19 protein-coding genes are annotated in these 18,433 nt (G+C 71.4%); 11 read left to right on the top strand and 8 right to left on the bottom strand.

Annotated elements, in window-relative coordinates; all coding sequences use genetic code 11:
- Window positions 1-186 precede the first annotated feature (186 nt).
- The 6 genes from OG917_RS21645 to OG917_RS21670 all read left to right on the top strand — a co-directional run bounded on the left by OG917_RS21645 (window position 187) and on the right by OG917_RS21670 (window position 6,433).
- On the top strand, window positions 187-1,830 hold the full coding sequence (locus OG917_RS21645; protein ID WP_443059096.1) for an ABC transporter ATP-binding protein: 1,644 nt from the start codon (window positions 187-189) through the stop codon (window positions 1,828-1,830).
- Entirely contained in the window at window positions 1,827-2,957 is a 1,131-nt protein-coding gene (locus tag OG917_RS21650) for an ABC transporter permease (RefSeq protein WP_328319251.1), read from the top strand. Before OG917_RS21645 ends, OG917_RS21650 begins: the two co-directional genes overlap by 4 nt.
- On the top strand, window positions 2,954-4,243 hold the full coding sequence (locus OG917_RS21655) for an ABC transporter permease (RefSeq protein ID WP_328319252.1): 1,290 nt from the start codon (window positions 2,954-2,956) through the stop codon (window positions 4,241-4,243). Before OG917_RS21650 ends, OG917_RS21655 begins: the two co-directional genes overlap by 4 nt.
- Window positions 4,240-4,629 (top strand): cytidine deaminase, encoded by a 390-nt coding sequence (locus OG917_RS21660; protein ID WP_328319253.1) that lies wholly within the window; start codon window positions 4,240-4,242, stop codon window positions 4,627-4,629. The genes OG917_RS21655 and OG917_RS21660 overlap by 4 nt, the downstream gene beginning before the upstream one ends.
- 119 nt (window positions 4,630-4,748) lie before the next feature.
- Window positions 4,749-6,026 (top strand): thymidine phosphorylase, encoded by a 1,278-nt coding sequence (locus OG917_RS21665; protein ID WP_328319254.1) that lies wholly within the window; start codon window positions 4,749-4,751, stop codon window positions 6,024-6,026.
- A gap of 80 nt (window positions 6,027-6,106) precedes the next feature.
- A complete protein-coding gene (locus OG917_RS21670) occupies window positions 6,107-6,433 on the top strand; it encodes an STAS domain-containing protein (protein ID WP_328319255.1) in 327 nt (108 codons plus the stop codon).
- Between the two features lie 51 nt (window positions 6,434-6,484).
- Here the strand turns inward: OG917_RS21670 and OG917_RS21675 are convergent, their stop codons facing one another.
- Together OG917_RS21675 and OG917_RS21680 are read right to left on the bottom strand one after the other, a co-directional pair.
- Window positions 6,485-7,462 carry a sigma-70 family RNA polymerase sigma factor gene (locus OG917_RS21675; RefSeq protein ID WP_328319256.1) on the bottom strand — a complete coding sequence of 326 codons (978 nt, stop codon included), beginning with the start codon at window positions 7,460-7,462 and terminating at the stop codon, window positions 6,485-6,487.
- Between the two features lie 127 nt (window positions 7,463-7,589).
- A complete protein-coding gene (locus OG917_RS21680; RefSeq protein WP_328319257.1) occupies window positions 7,590-8,861 on the bottom strand; it encodes an MFS transporter in 1,272 nt (423 codons plus the stop codon).
- Window positions 8,862-8,924: 63 nt separating this feature from the next.
- On the opposite strand from OG917_RS21680, the gene OG917_RS21685 reads away from it, so the two are divergent.
- Window positions 8,925-9,878 carry a LysR family transcriptional regulator gene (locus OG917_RS21685; protein WP_328319258.1) on the top strand — a complete coding sequence of 318 codons (954 nt, stop codon included), beginning with the start codon at window positions 8,925-8,927 and terminating at the stop codon, window positions 9,876-9,878.
- Between the two features lie 36 nt (window positions 9,879-9,914).
- Here OG917_RS21685 and OG917_RS21690 read toward each other — a convergent pair whose 3' ends face one another.
- The gene (locus OG917_RS21690) at window positions 9,915-10,676 is read right to left on the bottom strand and encodes an alpha/beta hydrolase (RefSeq protein WP_328319259.1); all 762 of its coding nucleotides are present in this window, start codon (window positions 10,674-10,676) and stop codon (window positions 9,915-9,917) included.
- A 103-nt stretch (window positions 10,677-10,779) separates the two neighbouring features.
- Between OG917_RS21690 and OG917_RS21695 the strand changes: the two genes are divergently transcribed.
- Both OG917_RS21695 and OG917_RS21700 read left to right on the top strand, forming a co-directional pair.
- Window positions 10,780-11,934, top strand: a complete 1,155-nt coding sequence (locus OG917_RS21695) for an adenosine deaminase (RefSeq protein ID WP_328319260.1) — start codon at window positions 10,780-10,782, stop codon at window positions 11,932-11,934.
- Between the two features lie 128 nt (window positions 11,935-12,062).
- Complete coding sequence (locus OG917_RS21700) at window positions 12,063-12,392, top strand: ATP-binding protein (RefSeq protein WP_328319261.1); 330 nt, start codon at window positions 12,063-12,065, stop codon at window positions 12,390-12,392.
- 135 nt (window positions 12,393-12,527) lie between these two features.
- Here the strand turns inward: OG917_RS21700 and OG917_RS21705 are convergent, their stop codons facing one another.
- A complete protein-coding gene (locus OG917_RS21705) occupies window positions 12,528-12,728 on the bottom strand; it encodes a PspC domain-containing protein (protein WP_328319262.1) in 201 nt (66 codons plus the stop codon).
- Window positions 12,729-12,818: 90 nt separating this feature from the next.
- Complete coding sequence (locus OG917_RS21710; protein WP_328319263.1) at window positions 12,819-13,367, bottom strand: VanZ family protein; 549 nt, start codon at window positions 13,365-13,367, stop codon at window positions 12,819-12,821.
- A gap of 260 nt (window positions 13,368-13,627) precedes the next feature.
- Between OG917_RS21710 and OG917_RS21715 the strand changes: the two genes are divergently transcribed.
- The gene (locus OG917_RS21715) at window positions 13,628-14,269 is read left to right on the top strand and encodes an RNA polymerase sigma factor (RefSeq protein ID WP_328319264.1); all 642 of its coding nucleotides are present in this window, start codon (window positions 13,628-13,630) and stop codon (window positions 14,267-14,269) included.
- On the top strand, window positions 14,266-15,369 hold the full coding sequence (locus tag OG917_RS21720) for a CU044_5270 family protein (protein ID WP_328319265.1): 1,104 nt from the start codon (window positions 14,266-14,268) through the stop codon (window positions 15,367-15,369). The genes OG917_RS21715 and OG917_RS21720 overlap by 4 nt, the downstream gene beginning before the upstream one ends.
- A gap of 214 nt (window positions 15,370-15,583) precedes the next feature.
- Here the strand turns inward: OG917_RS21720 and OG917_RS21725 are convergent, their stop codons facing one another.
- The 3 genes from OG917_RS21725 to afsQ1 are packed head-to-tail and all read right to left on the bottom strand — an operon-like array spanning window position 15,584 to window position 18,356.
- On the bottom strand, window positions 15,584-16,189 hold the full coding sequence (locus OG917_RS21725; protein WP_328319266.1) for a hypothetical protein: 606 nt from the start codon (window positions 16,187-16,189) through the stop codon (window positions 15,584-15,586).
- Window positions 16,186-17,682: a HAMP domain-containing sensor histidine kinase gene (locus tag OG917_RS21730; RefSeq protein ID WP_328319267.1), complete on the bottom strand. Its 1,497-nt coding sequence runs from the start codon at window positions 17,680-17,682 to the stop codon at window positions 16,186-16,188. The genes OG917_RS21725 and OG917_RS21730 overlap by 4 nt, the downstream gene beginning before the upstream one ends.
- Window positions 17,679-18,356 (bottom strand): two-component system response regulator AfsQ1, encoded by a 678-nt coding sequence (gene afsQ1, locus OG917_RS21735; protein WP_266853934.1) that lies wholly within the window; start codon window positions 18,354-18,356, stop codon window positions 17,679-17,681. Before afsQ1 ends, OG917_RS21730 begins: the two co-directional genes overlap by 4 nt.
- Between the last annotated feature and the right edge of the window lie 77 nt (window positions 18,357-18,433).

Raw genomic sequence — 18,433 nt, forward strand, 5'->3', positions numbered from 1 at the left:
ATCCCTTCGCCGGGCCCATAACAATGTGTCAACTCTACGCGTGTAGCGCGTAGTTGACGCGCTAGCGTCACCGCATCGCCCCCGCCCGTGCCGGGGCCCCTCCGCCGCTCCTTCTCCGAGGAGCCTCCACCGCTCCTTCTCCGAGGAGAGTGCGCCATCAACGCGTCCAGCCCTCCCGCCGTCGAACTGCGCGGCATCACCAAACGCTTCCCCGGTGTCGTCGCCAACCGCGACATCGACATCACCGTCCGCAAGGGCACCGTGCACGCGCTGTGCGGTGAGAACGGTGCCGGCAAGTCGACCCTGATGAAGATCCTCTACGGCATGCAGAAGCCGGACGAGGGCACCATCGCCGTCGACGGCGACCAGGCAGTCTTCTCCAGCCCCGCCGACGCCATCGCCCGCGGTATCGGCATGGTGCACCAGCACTTCATGCTCGCGGACAACCTCACGGTCCTGGAGAACGTGGTCCTCGGCGGCGAGAAGCTGTACGGGATCGGCACCCGGGCACGCGCCAAGATCCAGGAGATCTCGGACGCGTACGGCCTGAAGGTCCGCCCGGACGTCCTGGTCGAGAACCTCGGTGTCGCCGACCGTCAGCGCGTGGAGATCCTCAAGGTCCTCTACCGCGGCGCCCGCACGCTCATCCTCGACGAGCCGACCGCGGTCCTGGTCCCGCAGGAGGTCGACGCGCTCTTCGACAACCTCCGCGAGCTCAAGTCCGAGGGCCTGACGGTCATCTTCATCTCCCACAAGCTCGGGGAGGTGCTCTCCGTCGCCGACGAGATCACCGTCATCCGGCGCGGCACGACCGTGGGCACCGCCGACCCGGCGACCACCACGTCGAAGCAGCTGGCCGAGCTGATGGTCGGCAGCGAGCTGCCCTCGCCCGAGACGCGCGAGTCGACGGTCACCGACGCGCCGATGCTCACCCTCGACGACCTGCGGCTCACCGCGGTCGACTCCGACGGACTCGTAAGGGAGGTCCTCTCCGGGATCTCCTTCACGATCCACCAGGGCGAAGTCCTCGGTATCGCGGGGGTGGAGGGCAACGGCCAGGCCGAGCTCGTCGAAGCGATCATGGGCATGCGGGACCCGGACGGCGGTGTCATCACGCTCGACACCTCCGACATCTCGCACGAGCCCACCCGCAAGCGGCGGGAGAGCGGTGTCGGCTACATCCCCGAGGACCGCCACCGGCACGGCCTGCTCCTTGAGGCGCCGCTCTGGGAGAACAGGATCCTCGGCCATGTCACCGAGCGGCCCAACTCCCGTTACGGGCTGATCGACGCCAAGGCGGCCCGTGCCGACACCGAGCGGATCGTCGCCGAGTACGACGTGCGCACGCCCGGCATCGACGTCACCGCGGCATCCCTCTCCGGCGGCAACCAGCAGAAGCTGATCGTCGGCCGTGAGATGAGCCACCGGCCCAAGCTGCTGATCGCCGCACACCCCACCCGGGGTGTGGACGTCGGCGCGCAGGCGCAGATCTGGGACCAGATCAAGGAGGCCCGCCGTGAAGGGCTCGCAGTCCTGCTGATCTCCGCCGACCTGGACGAGCTGATCGGTCTGTCAGACACCCTGCGGGTGATGTACCGCGGCCGGCTCGTCGCCGACGCGGACCCCGCCACGATCACCCCCGAGGAGCTCGGCTCCGCGATGACCGGGGCCGCGACCGGCCACCTGGAGCACGGCGAGGACGCCGCTCCGGACGGGACGGCGGGCCCCAGGACCGTGGGCCCCGCGAAGACCCCGGGGATCCCGGAGCCGCGGAAGGCCCTGGAGACCCCGGACACCGCCGGCGGCGAAGCTGGGGGAGAGGACCGATGAAGAAGTACACCGCGCGCATCGACCGGGAGCGGCTGCTCCTCGCGATAGCGGCCCCGCTGCTCGCCGTGGTGGCGGCCCTCGTCGTCACCACGCTGGTCATCCTCGCCACCGGCAAGGACCCGTTCGCCGCGTTCAGCGACATGCTGACGTACGGTTCGGCCAGCGACAGCCAGATCTACATCCTCAACAAGGCGACGACGTACTACCTCGCCGGTATCGCGGTGGCCGTCGGCTTCCGGATGAATCTGTTCAACATCGGCGTCGACGGCCAGTACCGGATGGCTGCCTTCTTCGCCGCGGTCGTCGGCGGCGCACTGACACTGCCCGGTGCCGTCCAGATCCCGCTGATGATCGTCACGGCCATGCTGGTCGGTGCGATGTGGGCCGGGATCGCGGGCGTACTGAAGGTGACACGCGGTGTCAGCGAGGTCATCTCGACGATCATGCTGAACTCGATCGCCACCGCGGTCATCGCCTATCTGATGCAGCCGGGCCGGCTCGGCCAGCTCGATGACTCGGGCACTCTGGTCTCCACCAAGCCGCTGCCGGAGTCCTCCTGGTTCTTCTCCATCGACACCGGCCCCGCCGGGATGCTCTGGGGATTCATCTTCATCGCGGCACTGGCCGGTGTGGCGTACTGGTTCGTGCTGGGCCGCACCCGCTTCGGGTTCGACCTGCGGGCCGTCGGGCAGTCCGAGTCCGCCGCCTCCGCCAGCGGTGTCAGCGTCAAGAAGATGGTCGCCACCAGCATGATCATCTCGGGGGCGATGGCCGGGCTGATCGGCATGCCGACCCTGCTCAACGACAGCCACATGTACAGCAACGACTTCCCGCTGGGCGTCGGCTTCACCGGCATCGCCATCGCGCTCCTGGGCCGCAACCACCCGGTCGGCATCGCCCTCGGCGCACTGCTCTGGGGCTTCCTGGAGCGCACCACCAACCACCTTGAGTTCAAGGGGTACGACAAGGAGATCCTCGGCGTGATCCAGGGCGTCATCGTCCTGTGCGTCGTCATCGCCTACGAGGTCGTGCGCCGCTACGGACTCAAGCGCCAGCAGCAGAAGGTCGGTGCCGAGATCGCCGCGCAGGCCGCCGCCCACTCGAACCAGCAGGAGGTGACGGCATGACCGCGACCATGACCACGACTCCGCCGCCAGCGGCTCCCCGGGCGGCGAACGCCAAGTCCGGCCGTTCCGGGTCCTCACTCCCGAAGATCCTGCTGATCATCGCGGGCGCGCTGATCCTGCTGTCCCTGGTCCGGATCATCACCGGCGCCGACCAGCTGACCTCCGAGGGCCAGATCAGCGCCTCGCTCGGGCTCGCCGTACCGATCGGTCTCGCCGGTCTCGCCGGTCTCTGGTCGGAGCGGGCCGGTGTCGTCAACATCGGTCTCGAAGGCATGATGATCCTCGGCACCTTCGGGGCCGGCTGGATCGGCTGGCAGTCCAGCCCCTGGTTCGGGATACTCGCCGGAATCACCTTCGGCATGCTCGGCGGGCTGATCCACGGGATCGTCACCATCACCTTCGGCGTCGACCACATCGTCTCCGGTGTGGCGGTCAACCTGCTCGCGCTGGGGATCACCCAGTACCTCGCGAAGATCTTCTTCAACCACGGCGCCGCGGCGGCCGCGGGCGGCAACCCGAAGCAGTCACCGCCGGTCGACTCGCTGCCCGACTTCACGGTCCCCGGCCTCTCGAACGGGCTGTCGTCGATCGAGAAGCACCACTGGTTCTTCGTCTCCGACCTGGCCGGCATCCTCGGCGGCCTGGTCACGGACGTCTCCGTGCTGACGATCATCGCGGTGCTGCTCTTCATCGGCACCTGGTGGGTGCTCTGGAAGACCGCGTTCGGCCTCCGGCTGCGCTCCTGCGGCGAGAACCCGATCGCGGCCGAGTCGCTGGGCGTCAACGTCTACACGTACAAGTACGCGGCGGTGGCGGTCTCCGGCGGTCTGGCCGGGCTCGGCGGTGCCTTCCTCGCGATGGTCCCCACGCACATCTACCTGGAGAACCAGACCGGCGGCCGCGGTTACATCGGTCTCGCCGCGATGATCTTCGGTAACTGGCGTCCCGGCGGACTCGCCATGGGCGCGGGCCTGTTCGGGTTCTCCGACGCGCTCCAGCTGCGCAACGGCGGCGAGACCGTCCACGCGCTTCTGCTGCTCATCGTGGTGCTGCTGGTGCTGCTCGCGGTGTGGAAGCTCTACCGCAAGTCGGTGCTCCAGGGCGCGATCAGCGCGGTCATGGCCGTCCTCATCCTGGTCTGGTACCTGTTGACCGACGACGTCCCGTCCGACTTCGTGGGCGCCACCCCGTACGTGGTGACCCTGCTGGTGCTCTCGCTCTCCGCGCAGCGGCTGCGGATGCCCAAGGCGGACGGCATGCGCTACCGGAAGGGCCAGGGCAAGTGACACAGGTCGACTGGGACGTTCTGCGGGAGGCCGCGCGGGGCGCGATGTCCCACGCGTACGCCCCGTACTCGAAGTATCCCGTCGGTGTCGCGGCCCTGGTGGACGACGGGCGCACGGTGGTCGGCTGCAATGTCGAGAACGCCTCGTACGGCATCGGGCTGTGCGCCGAGTGCGGGCTGGTCTCCCAGCTCCAGGCCACCGGTGGCGGCAGGCTGACCCACTTCACCTGCGTCGACGGCGCGGGCGCGGTCCTGGTGCCGTGCGGGCGCTGCCGCCAGCTGCTGTACGAGTTCGGCGGGGACGAGCTGCTGCTCGAAACCCCCGACGGAGTGCTCCCGCTCTCCGCGATGCTGCCGCAGGCCTTCGGTCCGCAGCATCTGAACTGACGCGTCAGCGGCCCTTCCACCGTGGTGGAAGGGCCGCTGACCGCCCCTCTCTCTATGCGCGTAGAGTCGCGCGTTACGCACACCGACACACACCCCCTGCCGGAAGGAACGCCAACTCCATGGACGTCATCTCTGTCATCCGCACCAAGCGGGACCGGGGCGAGCTGAGCCCCGAGCAGATCGACTGGGTGATCGACGCGTACACCCGCGGCACGGTCGCCGACGAGCAGATGTCGGCGCTGGCGATGGCGATCCTGCTCAACGGCATGAACCGCACCGAGATCGCCCGCTGGACCGCCGCGATGATCAACTCCGGTGAGCGGATGGACTTCTCGGCGCTGTCCCGGCCGACCGCCGACAAGCACTCCACCGGTGGCGTGGGCGACAAGATCACCCTGCCGCTCGCCCCGCTGGTCGCCGCCTGCGGCGCCGCCGTACCGCAGCTGTCCGGCCGCGGGCTCGGCCACACCGGCGGCACGCTCGACAAGCTGGAGTCCGTCCCCGGCTGGCGGGCGCTGCTCTCCAACACCGAGATGATGGATGTCCTGGACTCGGTCGGCGCGGTCATCTGCGCCGCGGGCGACGGTCTCGCGCCCGCGGACAAGAAGCTGTACGCGCTGCGCGATGTCACCGGCACCGTCGAGGCGATCCCGCTGATCGCCTCCTCGATCATGTCCAAGAAGATCGCCGAGGGCACCGGCTCGCTCGTCCTGGATGTGAAGGTCGGCTCCGGCGCCTTCATGAAGAACCTGGCCGACGCCCGTGAGCTGGCGTCGACGATGGTCGGTCTCGGCACCGACCACGGCGTCCGCACGGTCGCGCTGCTCACCGACATGGCGACCCCGCTCGGCCTGACCGCGGGCAACGCCCTCGAAGTCCGCGAGTCCGTCGAGGTCCTGGCGGGCGGCGGCCCCGCGGACGTCGTGGAGCTGACCCTCGCGCTCGCCCGCGAGATGCTGGCCGCGGCCGGGCTGCCCGACGCCGATCCGGCGAAGGCGCTCGCCGACGGCTCCGCGATGGACCACTGGCGCCGGATGATCGCAGCCCAGGGCGGTGACCCGGACGCGAAGCTTCCGGTCGCCCGCGAGCAGCACGTCGTCACCGCGCCGTCGAGCGGGGTGCTGACCCGGCTCGACGCGTACGACATCGGGGTCGCCGCCTGGCGTCTCGGCGCGGGCCGTGCCCGCAAGGAGGACCCGGTGCAGGCGGGCGCGGGCGTCGAGCTGCACGCCAAGCCCGGCGACACGGTGACCGAGGGCCAGCCGCTGCTGACCCTGCACACGGACACCCCCGAGAAGTTCGCGTACGCGCTGGACTCGCTGCCCGATGCCTACGACATCGCCCCGGCGGGCACCGCGTTCACCGCGAGCCCGATCGTCCTGGACCGCATCGCCTGACGGTCGCGTGCGACAGCTCCGGAGGCCGCCCGTCCTGCGGGCCTCCGGAGCCCGCTGCCGCGGCCGGATACGGCGCGGCGATGAGTTCCGGGCGCGGCGCCGGTCTCCCTGGTGTGGATGTCACCGAGCCGCCCGTCCTTGTCATCACCGGCCCGGTCACCCGGGCCGATGTCCCGCGCCTGTGCGAGGAGCTGCGGCAGCTGCTGCACGGGGCAGGGGCGGCCGGCGTGCCCGCCGCCGTCGACTGCGACGTGGGCGGGCTCGTCCGCCCCGGGCTGGCCGCCGTGGAGGCGGTGGCCGGGCTCCGGCTCACCGCTCTGCGGCACGGCTGCCGGATACGGCTGCGCAACGCGGCGCCCGCACTGACCGAGCTCCTGACGCTGACCGGCCTCGCCGGGCCCCCGTAGCCCGCCGCCCGCACAGCTGCTCCACGGCCGCTCCTCGCAGGGGCGCGGGTGCTACTCCTCCAGGCGCTCCGGCAGACCGAAGAGCGGGAACCAGCGCGCGGTGTCCAGGAACGAGGTGATCCCGGCGACCCGGCCGTCCGTGATCTCGATGACCATGAGCGCCCAGGGGTCGAACCCCTTCCCCGACTCGCTCGGGTGGTAATGGGCGAAGGCGGGGGTGCCGTTGGCCACGGTCGCCACGAGGCGCGAGCCCCGGCAGACCGAGCCGACGCCCAGCATCCAGCCGACGATGTCGTCGTGACCGCGCAGCCACAGGTCGTAGGGCGGCATGGAGAGCGTGGCGTCCTCATGGAGGAGTGCGGTCAGCGCCTCCATGTCGTACCCCTCGAAGGCCGCCACATAGCGGGCGAGCAGCTTCTGCTGCTCCTCGTCCAGCGGGTCTGCCGCGTCGGTCGCGGCGGGTGCGCACTCGGCGAGGGTCGAACGGGCCCGCTGCAGCGCGCTGTTGACCGAGGCGACCGTGGTCTCCAGCAGCTCGGCGACCTCGCTCGCCCTCCAGGCCAGCACCTCGCGGAGGATCAGCACCGCCCGCTGTTTGGGGGGCAGATGCTGGAGCGCGGCGACAAAAGCGAGCCGGATCGTCTCCCGCTCGACCGCCTTCTCCGCCGGGTCCGCCAGGGACGGCAGCACCCGGCCGTCCGGCACCGGCTCCAGCCAGGCCGCCTCCGGCTGCGCGGTGAGGACGGCCCTGGCCACCGGGGTGGCATCGGTCAGATCCACCGGGCGGGCCCGCTTGTTGCCCGCGTTCAGCATGTCCAGGCAGACGTTGGTCGCGATCCGGTAGAGCCAGGAGCGCAGCGAGGAGCGGCCCTCGAACCGGTCGAAGCTCCGCCAGGCGCGGACCAGCGTGTCCTGGACGGCATCCTCCGCCTCGAAGGCAGAACCGAGCATCCGGTAGCAGTAACCGGCCAGCTCCGTCCTGTGCGCCTCCAGGCGCGCGTCGAGGTCCGTTGTCGCGAGGTCGCTCATAGGGATGCCCCCTGCTTGATTCCCGGTCGCACCAGCGATTCCGAAACTACAGGGGGCCACCGACAACGGCATGCGGATCGGCTCACCGGGCAACTTTTCCGGTTTCCCGGGGGACCCGGGGGGGGGATCAGGTGTGCGCCGGCGCGCGCCGCGCGGCCCGCGCGCTGTACGACCCGTACAGCGTGACCGCGGCGACGCCGAGCACCGCGAGCAGTCCCAGCGCCACCGTGCCCGCCCAGCCGCCGGCGTGGAAGGCGGCGGCGCCCAGCGCGCCGCCCGCGCTGCTGCCCAGGTAGTAGGCGGACTGGTAGAGCGCCGATGCCTGGGCCCGGCCCTTCTTCGCCGTACGGCTCACCGACGAGGACGCGACGGCGTGCCCGGCGAAGAAGCCGGCGGTGATCAGGACGAGGCCGAGCAGCACAGCGGCGAGCGTGTCGGAGAGCGACAGCAGCAGCCCCGCCGCGGTCGTCGACACCGCGAGACCGAGGGCGCCCCTGCGGCCCAGCCGGCCGACGAGCCGGCCGGCCGTCGCGGAGGAGACCGTGCCGACGAGATAGACCACGAAGACCGAGCCGACCAGCCCTTGCGGCAGGTCGAACGGTGCGTCCACGAGCCGGTAGCCGATGACCGTGTACACCGCGCCGAAGACCGTCATGAAGAGCGCGCCGATCGCGTACAGCCTGCGCAGCAGCGGGTCGCGGAGGTGGGCGGTGACGGTGCGGCCCAGGGCGCGCGGGTCGAGCGGGACCGCGGTGAAGTTCCGGGCCCGGGGGAGCATGAGCCGGAAGACGACCGCGCAGACGACGGACATCAGCCCGAGCGCGCCGAGCGCCGCCCGCCAGCCCCAGGCCTGGGCGACCCAGCCGGCCAGGATGCGCCCGCTCATGCCTCCGATGGAGTTCCCGGCGACGAACAGCCCGATCGCGGCGACCAGCGCCCGGGGCCGTACCTCCTCGGCGAGATAGGCCATCGCGGACGCGGGGAGCCCGGCGAGCGCGGCCCCCTGCACCGCGCGCAGCACGATCAGCACCCTCACATCCGGCGCGCACGGCACCAGCAGGCCGATGGCCACGGCGACCGAGAGGGACGCGGTCATCATCGTCCGCCGCCCGAACCGCTCGGACAGCGCGCTGAGCGGCAGCACGAACAGGGCCAGCCCGCCGGTCGCCGCCGAGACCGTCCAGCTGGCCTGCCCTGCCGTGGCGCCGAGTCCTGAGCTGATCGCGGGCAGCAGCGCCTGGGTCGAGTAGAGGAGGGCGAATGCCGCCATGCCCGCGGAGAAGAGAGCGAAGCTCATACGGCGGTAGCCGGGGTGCCCGGGTGCGAGCTGTTGGGGCTGGGACGACGGCGCGGCGGAGGCACTCACGGTGGTGAGTGCCCCGGTACTGGCAGGAGGCATGACCCGAACGTAGGCCGGGAGCCTTTAATGCGTCCAATGCACAGACTCGCCATAATCATTCCCATGGCGCATCAGCACAGTTCACAGCCGCGGCTGTCACCCAGTAGTGACACAGAAGACATCCGGCTCCTCCTCGCGCCCCGGCTCGCTTACTTCGAGGCGGTCGCGCGCCACGAGCATGTGACCCGGGCCGCCCACGAGTTGTCCGTGCCGCAGTCCACGCTCTCGCGCGCCATGGTCCGGCTCGAAGCGGACCTGGGGGTCGCGCTGTTCGCCCGCAGGGGCCGCACCGTCTCGCTGACCCCCGCGGGCCGGACGTTCCTCCCGGCCGCCGAGCGGGCGCTCACCGAGGTCGAGAGGGCCGCGGACTCCGTACGGGCGGACGCCGACCCCGCGTCCGGCCGGATCACCTTCGGATTCCTGCACACCCTGGGCCCCGAGACGGTGCCCGGCCTGATCCGTGCCTTCCGGGCCGGCCACCCCGGGGTGCGGTTCCAGCTCGTCCAGAACTACGGCGAGGCGATGATCAGACGGCTGCGCGCGGGGGAGCTCGACCTCTGCCTCACCTCCCCGGTACCGGACGCGCCCGACCTGGTCGCCCGGCGTCTCGACGAGCAGCGGCTGCGGCTCGTGGTGCCGGACGACCACCGGCTCGCCACCCGTAAGAGGGTCAGGCTGGCCGAGGCCGCCGACGAGGCCTTCGTGACGCTGGAGCCCGGCTTCGGGCTGCGCCGCATCACCGACGACCTGTGCGCCGAGGCCGGGTTCACGCCCCGGATCGCCTTCGAGGGCGAGGAGGCGGAGACGCTCCGCGGGCTCGTCGCGGCCGGGCTCGGGGTCGCGCTGCTGCCGCCGCCCGCAGTGGCCCGGCCGGGGGTGGTGGAGCTGGCGGTGACCGCGCCCCGGGCGGTGCGGGAGATCGGGGTGGCCTGGCTGGACGGGCACCCGGACACGGCTCCGGTGGCCGCGTTCAAGCAGTTCCTGCTGGAGCGGCGGGGACGGCTGCTGCCCGAGTAGCCACAGGTACGCCCGGCCGCCCCCGCCGCCGGTCCGCTACTGGAGCGTCCGGCCGAACCCGGCGGCCAGCGGCATCCGCAGACCCAGCGGCGGCGGCGCCGCGAACGCGTCCACCACCGGCCTCGCGTACGCGTGCGAGAACAGCGCGCCGCGTACGAAGTCCGAGGCCAGCGCCACCACTTCGGACCTGTGCTGACGCAGCGTGTGCCCGTCGGAGTGCACCTCGAAGCGGCAGGTGTCGCGGTTGGTCTTCTTGGCGCGTTCCGCCAGCCGGTAGGAGAGTTCGGGGTCGGAGCGGGCGTCCGTGGTGCCGTGCACGATGAGGACCTGGCGGCCCACCAGCTGCTTCACCGGCTCCGGCTCGGCGGCCATGTCGTCGTCGGGCAGCCAGGGGGCGACGGCCAGGACCGAGGTCACGGCGGAGTGGCCCGCTGCGTGCAGCGCGGCGCGGCCGCCCATACCGTGGCCCGCCAGGCAGACCGGGACGTCGCCGTACCGCCGCACCGCCTCGTCCACCGCCCAGGAGGCGTCCTCGGCGAGGTGCGCGTCCGAGCCGTTCCAGCCGCGGAAGCGGTAGCGCACGACGTGGGCCGCGAGCCCGTCGTCCCGGCCCGCGTGGGCCAGTCTGCGGGCCGGCGGGCGCAGGGACGCGTAGGACAGGGGGGAGGAGCGGCGCCTGGAGACCGGGTCGCCGTCGGGGAGCAGCAGGACCACACCGCTGACCGCGGACTGTGTCCCGCCTGCCCCAACTGCCCGTCCCAGCCTGGCCTCCGGCAGGGCTGGTGCTTGCTGTGCCATAACGGAACAGTCTCAGAAGCGGAGGTGTACTCCACCCTTCCGAACGGTCACTGTTACATATCGACGGGGAGCGTTCTACGCGCGTAGGGGCTAAAGTGCCCAGATGACGAGCCAGACCACGCAATCACTCACCACGGACCAGATCGGCCGCGCCCCGAAGGTGCTGCTCCACGACCACCTCGACGGTGGTCTGCGCCCCGGCACGATCATCGAGCTCGCCCGGGCGGCCGGGTACACGGCGCTCCCCGAGACCGACGCGGACAAGCTGGGCGTCTGGTTCCGCGAAGCGGCCGACTCCGGTTCGCTGGAGCGCTATCTGGAGACCTTCGCGCACACCTGCGCCGTCATGCAGACGCGCGAGGCGCTGGTGCGTGTCGCCGCCGAGTGCGCCGAGGACCTCGCCAGGGACGGCGTCGTGTACGCCGAGATCCGGTACGCGCCCGAGCAGCACCTGGAGGGCGGCCTCACCCTCGAAGAGGTCGTGGAGGCGGTGAACGAGGGGTTCCGCGAGGGCGAGCGGCTGGCCAGGGCGAACGGCGACCGGATCCGTGTGGGCGCCCTGCTCACCGCGATGCGGCACGCGGCCCGGGCCCTGGAGATCGCCGAACTCGCCAACCGCTACCGGGACCTGGGCGTCGTCGGCTTCGACATCGCGGGAGCCGAGGCGGGGTTCCCTCCCACCCGGCACCTGGATGCCTTCGAGTATCTGAAGCGCGAGAACAACCACTTCACCATCCACGCCGGTGAGGCCTTCGGACTGCCGTCCATCTGGCAGGCGCTCCAGTGGTGCGGCGCCGACCGGCTCGGGCACGGGGTGCGGATCATCGACGACATCGAGGTCGCCGACGACGGCACCGTGAAGCTGGGGCGCCTCGCCTCGTACGTGCGGGACAAGCGGATCCCGCTGGAGATGTGCCCCACGTCGAACCTGCAGACCGGCGCGGCCGACTCGTACGCCGGGCACCCCATCGGGCTGCTGCGGAAGCTGCACTTCCGGACCACGGTCAACACGGACAACCGGCTGATGTCGGGGACCACGATGACCCGTGAATTCGAGCACCTGGTCGACGCGTTCGGCTACACGCTCGACGACATGCAGTGGTTCACAGTCAATGCGATGAAATCCGCATTCATTCCTTTCGATGAACGCCTCGCCATGATCAACGAGGTCATCAAGCCCGGATACGCGGAGCTCAAGGCCGAGTGGCTCTTCCGTCAGACCGCTGTGACCAGTGGTTCCGCGGCTGAGGCGCGCTGACCTTACCGTCGAACGGGTGGCCGGAAGCCGGGTTTCCGGCTGCCGCACCGCGTTTGCGGGAGGCGGGGCGGGCTGGCTAGCTTGCGGAGCCGCTCCATTCCCCCTCCCCTCGCAAGGACGTTTTCCTCATGAAGCAGTCTGCTGCCAAGACCCTCGGTGTCGCCGTTCTCGGTGCCGCTTTCGCCGCGGCCGCCGCCGGTTCCGCATCAGCGGTCGCCGCCCCGGTCACGCCGGACGTGACGGGGACGCTGGGTACGGTCACCAGCACGCTCCCGCTGAACGCCGTCACGTCGAAGATCCCGGCCGGCAAGGGGAACTCCGTGCAGTCCGGGCAGCACGCGCTCGGTGGCACCAAGCGGGCGCTCGGCGGCGGCCACTCGGCGCAGGGCAACAAGGGCCTCCTCGGCGGTCTGCCCACCGGGGCCGTGACGGACGCGGTGAACGGTCTCGGCCAGTGACCTCGGGCTGACTCCGGCCGCGCGGAGCCGCCACGCGAGCGGGCGACGCGAGCCGGTCCACGCACGGACGGGGCGCACATCCCTCCCCAGGGGTGTGCGCCCCGTCCGTGCGTGCGCGGGTGGCGGTGGCCGGGCCTACCAGGCGGCCGACGGCGACTTCTCGCCCGGCAGCAGGATCCACAGCGCGATATACAGCAGGAACTGCGGCCCCGGCAGCAGGCAGGAGACGACGAAGATCACGCGCATGGTGGTCGAAGAGGTGCCGAAGCGCCGAGCCAGCGCTGCGCACACTCCGCCGAGGACACGGCCTTCACGGGGGCGGGCAAGTGCGGACATGTGGGGCTCCTTCGCGAAGCGTCGTGGGAGCGGCTCGATCGCGCTCCCTCTTCTTCCATGATGGCGCGGAACGGGGAGCGGAGCATCGCTCTACGGGGCGACCCCGACCCTGGGAATCGTCGGGGTAGCCCCCTGACGGGCCTCGTCCGCAAGAACGGCGGCCCGTCCCCTGCGCTCCACGGGTCCGCGCCGCAGCCGGTGCCGCACGGCAGGCACCACGACCACGTGCGCCAGCGCGACGCCCGCCGTGTTCAGCAGCAGCGAGTCCACGTCGACCACCTGACCGGGAACCCCGGTCTGCAGCAGTTCGATGGCCAGCGAGATCATGGCGCCCGCGGCGACCGTACGGGCCAGTGACGCCCAGGGCGACACCCGCAGCCTGCCGCCGGCCAGCGGCAGCAGGACACCCAGCGGGGCGAGCAGCAGCAGTCCCTCGCCGATCCGGCGGACCGCCTCCGCCGCGCCCAGGGCGAGATCCGCCCTGATCCCGGCGAGCGGCGTGAAGTTCGATGCGGTCACCCACATCACGTCCAGCGGGCGCAGGGTCAGCCAGCCGACCATCAGAAGATGCGCGACGAGGAGGACGACCCCCACGACGCGGAAACGGATGACGGAGCGACTGCCCGAACCTTGACGCACACCTCACAGGACGCGGGTACCGGTGGGATCGGTTCCGCCGACTTTGTCACGGTGGCGTCACCGGATCCCCACTCGATCCCCACCAGGCCCGCACGGCACACCCGCCCCCGGGGACGCACTGCCCGGTCCGGGAACCCGGCGCAATACCGTGGGGTCTTCCACGCGCCTTCGCGTGCGCGGCCGGACCGCCCCACCGCCCCGGCGGGGCGACGTGAGGCACGCCACAGGAACCCCTGCGGGGTCGCGGAGAGACAACGAGTATGAGGGACACAGACGACGGAGACGGCTTGCGTGCGCGCATCCGGGCGGGAGACCGCCAGGCGTTCGCCGATCTCTACGAGGAACACGCGCCGGTGGTCTACAACCACGCCCTGCGGCTGACCGGCAACTGGTCGACCGCGGAGGAGGTGATGTCCGAGACCTTCCTGGCCGCTTGGTCCCACCGGGAGCGGCTGGAACCCGAGGGCGGTTCGCTCGCGCCCTGGCTGCTGGGGATCGCGACGCACAAGGCGTACAACGCCAACCGCGGCCTGCGGCGGCGCCTCGTCTTCCTGGCCCACCGGCCGCCCCCGCCCCCGGTGCCCGACTTCGCGGAGGAGGCGGTCGGCCGCCTCGACGACTCACGCCGGCTGGCAGCGGTCCACGCCGCGCTGAGCGGACTGCGCCGCCACGAACGGGAGGTGCTCGCCCTGTGCGTGTGGGCGGGGCTGGACTACGCGCAGGCCGCCGAGGCGCTCGGGGTGCCGGTGGGCACCGTACGGTCGCGCCTCTCGCGTGCCCGCGCCCGGCTCGGCAGGCTCAGCGAAGAACAGCAGGAACGCCGGGAACCGCGGAAGGGCCGCGGAGAGGGAAGAAGTGAAGCCGCTTTCGCGGCCCTGCCCCTACGGGAGGAGAACTCATGAACGCCGCCCATCCGTCCCGTCCCGGCCCTCGGCCGGACGACGTGGAGGAACTGGCCCGACTGCTGCCGCGGCCCGTGGAGTTCGACCTGCCCGCCGGGCGTCACCTCCACCACAAGGACCTCCTGATGCAGCACATCGACCACGACCGCGACGCCACCGCCCCGCGGGCCACCGCGCCGCTCGCCCCACCGCTCCGGCGCAGGCTGCTGCGGCCCGCCGTGCTCGTGCCGGCCGCCTCGCTGGCCCTGGCCGGAATCCTGGCCCTCACCCTGACCGGCGGAGCCGGAGGCGCCCCTGCCTCCCCGGCGCAGAGCGCGCCGCACGCCGTCACCGCGCTCCACCGGATCGCCGACGCCTCCCTGAAGACCGACGTCACACCGGTCAAGGACAGTCAGTTCGTCTACGTGCGCAGCCTCGTGCAGGAGAACATGGGGACCCTCGACGGCCCGGTGAAGCTGGGCAGGCCCCACAAGAGCGAGCGGTGGATGGCGCAGGACCCGGCGCCCGTCACTGTCGTCGGCTGGATGCGCGACACCGGCAAGGACGCCTCGATGTCCGGTGAGGACATCCCGATCGAGACCTCGGCCCCCGATGGTTCGGACAGCAGCGGAGCGGAGGCCCCCGGGTTCCGCCGGCCCACCTACCGGTGGCTGGCGTCCCTGCCGACCGACCCAAAAGCGCTTCTGAAGCTGCTGGCCTCGCACAGCGGGGCGGGCGAGCACGAGTCCAAGGACCAGGCGGTCTTCGAGATGATCGGAGACATGCTGAGCGGCAACCTCATGCCTGCCGAGAACGCCGCGGCCTTCTACCGCGCCATGGCCGAGATTCCCGGTGTGCGGGAGGTTCCCGACGCGGTGGACACGGCCGGCCGCCACGGCATCGGCATCACCCGCGACGACGACTCCTCATCGACCCGCGACGTGTGGATCTTCGACAAGCACAGCCTGACGCTGCTCGGGTCGCTCTTCTACACCACCGCGGACAAGAAGCCCGGTAAGGCGGACGTCCTGACCGGGTCCGTCGCCAACCTCCGGAGCGGCATCGTCGACCAGCACGGCATGGTGCCGGAGAAGGACGGTGACACCTCCGCCGCAGGCTGACCCACCGGCGCACGACCCGGCCGGCGGCGCCGCCGGCCGAAGGGCGGGAAGGAGGCGGGGGCGAGCGGCCCCGCCTCCCTCCCGCCTGCCGCGCCGCCGGGCAGCGGCCGGCTCCGTGCGGTGCCGGAGCGCGACGGTGCTGCCCCCGGCCTCCGCCGGCGGAACCGGGCGGTGTGCGGCTGACGGATCGCGCGGGAGACCGGTGGAGCCGGCCCTAGCGGCGCACGTCCCCCAGCTCCGGGTCGGTGTCGGGCCGGGTCTTCAGCTGCTGGGTGCAGGAGTAGGCGCGCGGCGGGTCCCCGCCCGGGCCGCCGAGCACCACCGAGCCGTCGGTCTCCGCCGCCGCGCTCTCCGCGTACGTGCAGACGATCTGCGCCAGGGCGTTCGCCGGGAGGTCCGCCGGGTCGCGGCTCAGCCGCAGCGCTCCCGCGGGGTCGCCCTTGCGGCCTGGGCCCACGGAGACGGGGTCCTGGACGTCGGTGCTGAAACCGGCCTCCTGCTCGGGGCGGCTGGGCTTCTCCCGCAGCTCGTCGAGGAGCTTCTCCGCGACCCGCAGGCCGTCGGAGAGCGTGCGGCCCTCCGCTATCTGCACCGTGCGGTCGACGGGGACCAGCCGGCTCCCGCAGATCAGATAGACCCGCACCGGGATGCCCTGGGGCGCCTGGCCCACCCCGCCGTCCGCGGGCAGGTCGCACGGCACCCGTGACGGCGCGGCGCCGGCGTCCACCGGGACCGAGGTGTTCCTGATGCCGCACCCGGCCGTCAGGGCGCAGAGCGTGGCCAGGCCCATCAGCGCCGCCGCGTGCTTCCCCGCCCTCATGCGCTGCCGCCTTCCTGACCGTCCTGGTCCGGATCCGCCGGATCGCGTGGCAGCCGCAGCTCGAACACCGCGCCGTCTTCGGTGTTGAAGGCGGTGATGTCCCCGCCGTGGATGTGTGCGTTCTCCATCGCGATGGAGAGCCCGAGGCCGCTGCCCTCGGAGCGCGGCCGGGAGGCGCTCGCCTTGTAGAACCGGTCGAAGACGTGCGGGAGGACCTCGGCGGGGATGCCGGGGCCGTGGTCCTGCACCGCGACGACCAGCTCCTCGCCCTCGATCCGCACGGTGACCCGGACCGGCGAACCACCGTGCTTCAGCGCGTTCCCGATCAGATTCGCCAGGATCACGTCGAGGCGGCGGGGGTCGAGGCGCACCATGATGCCGCGGTCCGCGTCCAGCTCAACGGCGTCGAGCCAGGCGCGCGCGTCGATGCACGCGGTGATCTGGTCGGCGATGTCCACAGTGTCGAGCACCAGCCTCGCCGTACCCGCGTCGAAGCGGGTGACCTCCATCAGATTCTCCACCAGGGTGTTCAGCCTGCGGGTCTCGCTCACCACCAGTTGCACGGCGGGCGCGATCATGGGGTCGAGGCTGTCCGCCTCCTCCTCCAGGACCTCCGAGACCGCGGTGATCGCGGTGAGCGGCGTCCGCAGCTCGTGCGACATGTCGGCGACGAAGCGGCGGCTCGCCTCCTCCCGCTCGCTCATGTTGCTGACCTTCTGCTCCAGCGCCTCGGCCGTCTTGTTGAACGTCCTGGACAGCTCGGCCAGCTCGTCCGTGCCCGAGACCCTGAGCCGGGTGTCGAGCTTGCCCTCACCGAGGCGCCGGGCCGCGTCGCCGAGCCGCTGCACGGGTTTGAGCACCGTTGTCGCGGCGGCCTGCGCGAGCAGCGCCGAGCCGATCAGCGCCAGTCCGGTGGCGATGGCCAGCGACCAGGCGAGGGAGCTGAGGTCCTGCCGCTCCTGGTCGAGCGAGGTGAGCATGTAGCCGGTGGGCCCCCCTCCGACGATCTTCGCGCCGCTCACCAGGTACGGCGTCCCGCGCAGGGTGACGCGCTGCCAGAAGAGGTGGTAGGTCGAGTGGTCGTCCGTGCCGACCTTCTGCTGTTTGGCCACGGCGTCCCGCAGCTGCCGCGGTACGTCGGCGAGCGTGAACGCGTCCAGGTCGGAGTAGCCGATGACGGGCTTGCCCTTCGCCCGCTCGCCGACCAGCAGCACGCTGTATCCGGGGTTGCTCGACCCGGCCATCCGCACCGCGGCGGTCTGGAGCTCGTTCTGCGTCGGCTGCAAGGGCAGCGACGCCGCCCGGTTCTGCATCTCCTGCCGGAAGTCCTTGAGCGCGGAATCCTGCGTACGGGTCAGTACCGCCTCGCGGTTGAGCCAGTACGCGATGCCGGACGCGGAGACGGCGGCGGTGAGCGCGACCAGGGCGAAGACGACGACGAGGCGCAGCCGCAGGCTCGTCAGACGCAGCCCGTGGAGGAACCGGCGATTCACTGAGGCGTGTCCAGCCGGTAACCGACTCCGCGCACCGTGCGGATCAGGGTGGGCGAGGACGGCACGTCCTCGACCTTCGCGCGCAGCCGCTGCACACAGGCGTCGACAAGCCGTGAGTCACCGAGGTAGTCGTGCTCCCAGACCAGACGCAGCAGCTGCTGGCGGGAGAGCGCCTGCCCGGGCCTGCGGCTCAGTTCGAGCAGCAGGCGGAGCTCGGTCGGGGTGAGCTGGAGATCCTCGCCGTTCTTGGTCACGGTCATCGCCGAACGGTCGATGACCAGGCTCCCGAAGGCGGCGGAGTCGGTCGACTCGCGCTCCCCGCGGCGCAGCACGGCCCGGATACGGGCGTCGAGGACCCGTCCCTGTACCGGCTTGACCACGTAGTCGTCGGCGCCGGATTCGAGTCCGACCACCACGTCGATGTCGTCGTTGCGCGCGGTCAGCAGGATGATCGGCAGCTGGTCGGTGCGTCTGATCCGGCGGCACACCTCGAAACCGTCGATTCCGGGCAGCATCACATCCAGCACGATCAGGTCGGGGCGCTGTTCGCGCAGCAGCTGGAGACCGTCCTCGCCGGTGGCGGCTGTGGCCACCCGGTGCCCCTGGCGTGACAGAGACAGCTCAAGAGCCGTACGGATGGCGTCGTCGTCCTCGATCAGCAACAGGAAGGGCACGGAGGTCATTCTGGCCCATGGGACAGGGGAGTTCGACCTCCGGAGGGGTTACGGGGCTCCCGTCACCCTGTGTGGAG

Origin of the sequence: Streptomyces sp. NBC_00388 (genome assembly GCF_036061255.1) — a bacterium.
Taxonomy (GTDB): Bacteria; Actinomycetota; Actinomycetes; order Streptomycetales; family Streptomycetaceae; genus Streptomyces.

What these genes read in the sequence shown, in the direction of transcription:
- OG917_RS21675 (WP_328319256.1), bottom strand. Translation starts at nt 7,462, where the DNA reads ATGAGCGACCTCGCGACAACGGACCTCGACGCGCGCCTGGAGGCGCAC.
- OG917_RS21650 (WP_328319251.1), top strand. Translation starts at nt 1,827, where the DNA reads ATGAAGAAGTACACCGCGCGCATCGACCGGGAGCGGCTGCTCCTCGCG.
- OG917_RS21695 (WP_328319260.1), top strand. Translation starts at nt 10,780, where the DNA reads ATGACGAGCCAGACCACGCAATCACTCACCACGGACCAGATCGGCCGC.
- OG917_RS21700 (WP_328319261.1), top strand. Translation starts at nt 12,063, where the DNA reads ATGAAGCAGTCTGCTGCCAAGACCCTCGGTGTCGCCGTTCTCGGTGCC.
- OG917_RS21655 (WP_328319252.1), top strand. Translation starts at nt 2,954, where the DNA reads ATGACCGCGACCATGACCACGACTCCGCCGCCAGCGGCTCCCCGGGCG.
- OG917_RS21665 (WP_328319254.1), top strand. Translation starts at nt 4,749, where the DNA reads ATGGACGTCATCTCTGTCATCCGCACCAAGCGGGACCGGGGCGAGCTG.
- OG917_RS21705 (WP_328319262.1), bottom strand. Translation starts at nt 12,728, where the DNA reads ATGTCCGCACTTGCCCGCCCCCGTGAAGGCCGTGTCCTCGGCGGAGTG.
- OG917_RS21725 (WP_328319266.1), bottom strand. Translation starts at nt 16,189, where the DNA reads ATGAGGGCGGGGAAGCACGCGGCGGCGCTGATGGGCCTGGCCACGCTC.
- OG917_RS21680 (WP_328319257.1), bottom strand. Translation starts at nt 8,861, where the DNA reads ATGCCTCCTGCCAGTACCGGGGCACTCACCACCGTGAGTGCCTCCGCC.
- OG917_RS21715 (WP_328319264.1), top strand. Translation starts at nt 13,628, where the DNA reads ATGAGGGACACAGACGACGGAGACGGCTTGCGTGCGCGCATCCGGGCG.
- OG917_RS21720 (WP_328319265.1), top strand. Translation starts at nt 14,266, where the DNA reads ATGAACGCCGCCCATCCGTCCCGTCCCGGCCCTCGGCCGGACGACGTG.
- OG917_RS21670 (WP_328319255.1), top strand. Translation starts at nt 6,107, where the DNA reads ATGAGTTCCGGGCGCGGCGCCGGTCTCCCTGGTGTGGATGTCACCGAG.
- OG917_RS21690 (WP_328319259.1), bottom strand. Translation starts at nt 10,676, where the DNA reads ATGGCACAGCAAGCACCAGCCCTGCCGGAGGCCAGGCTGGGACGGGCA.
- OG917_RS21685 (WP_328319258.1), top strand. Translation starts at nt 8,925, where the DNA reads ATGGCGCATCAGCACAGTTCACAGCCGCGGCTGTCACCCAGTAGTGAC.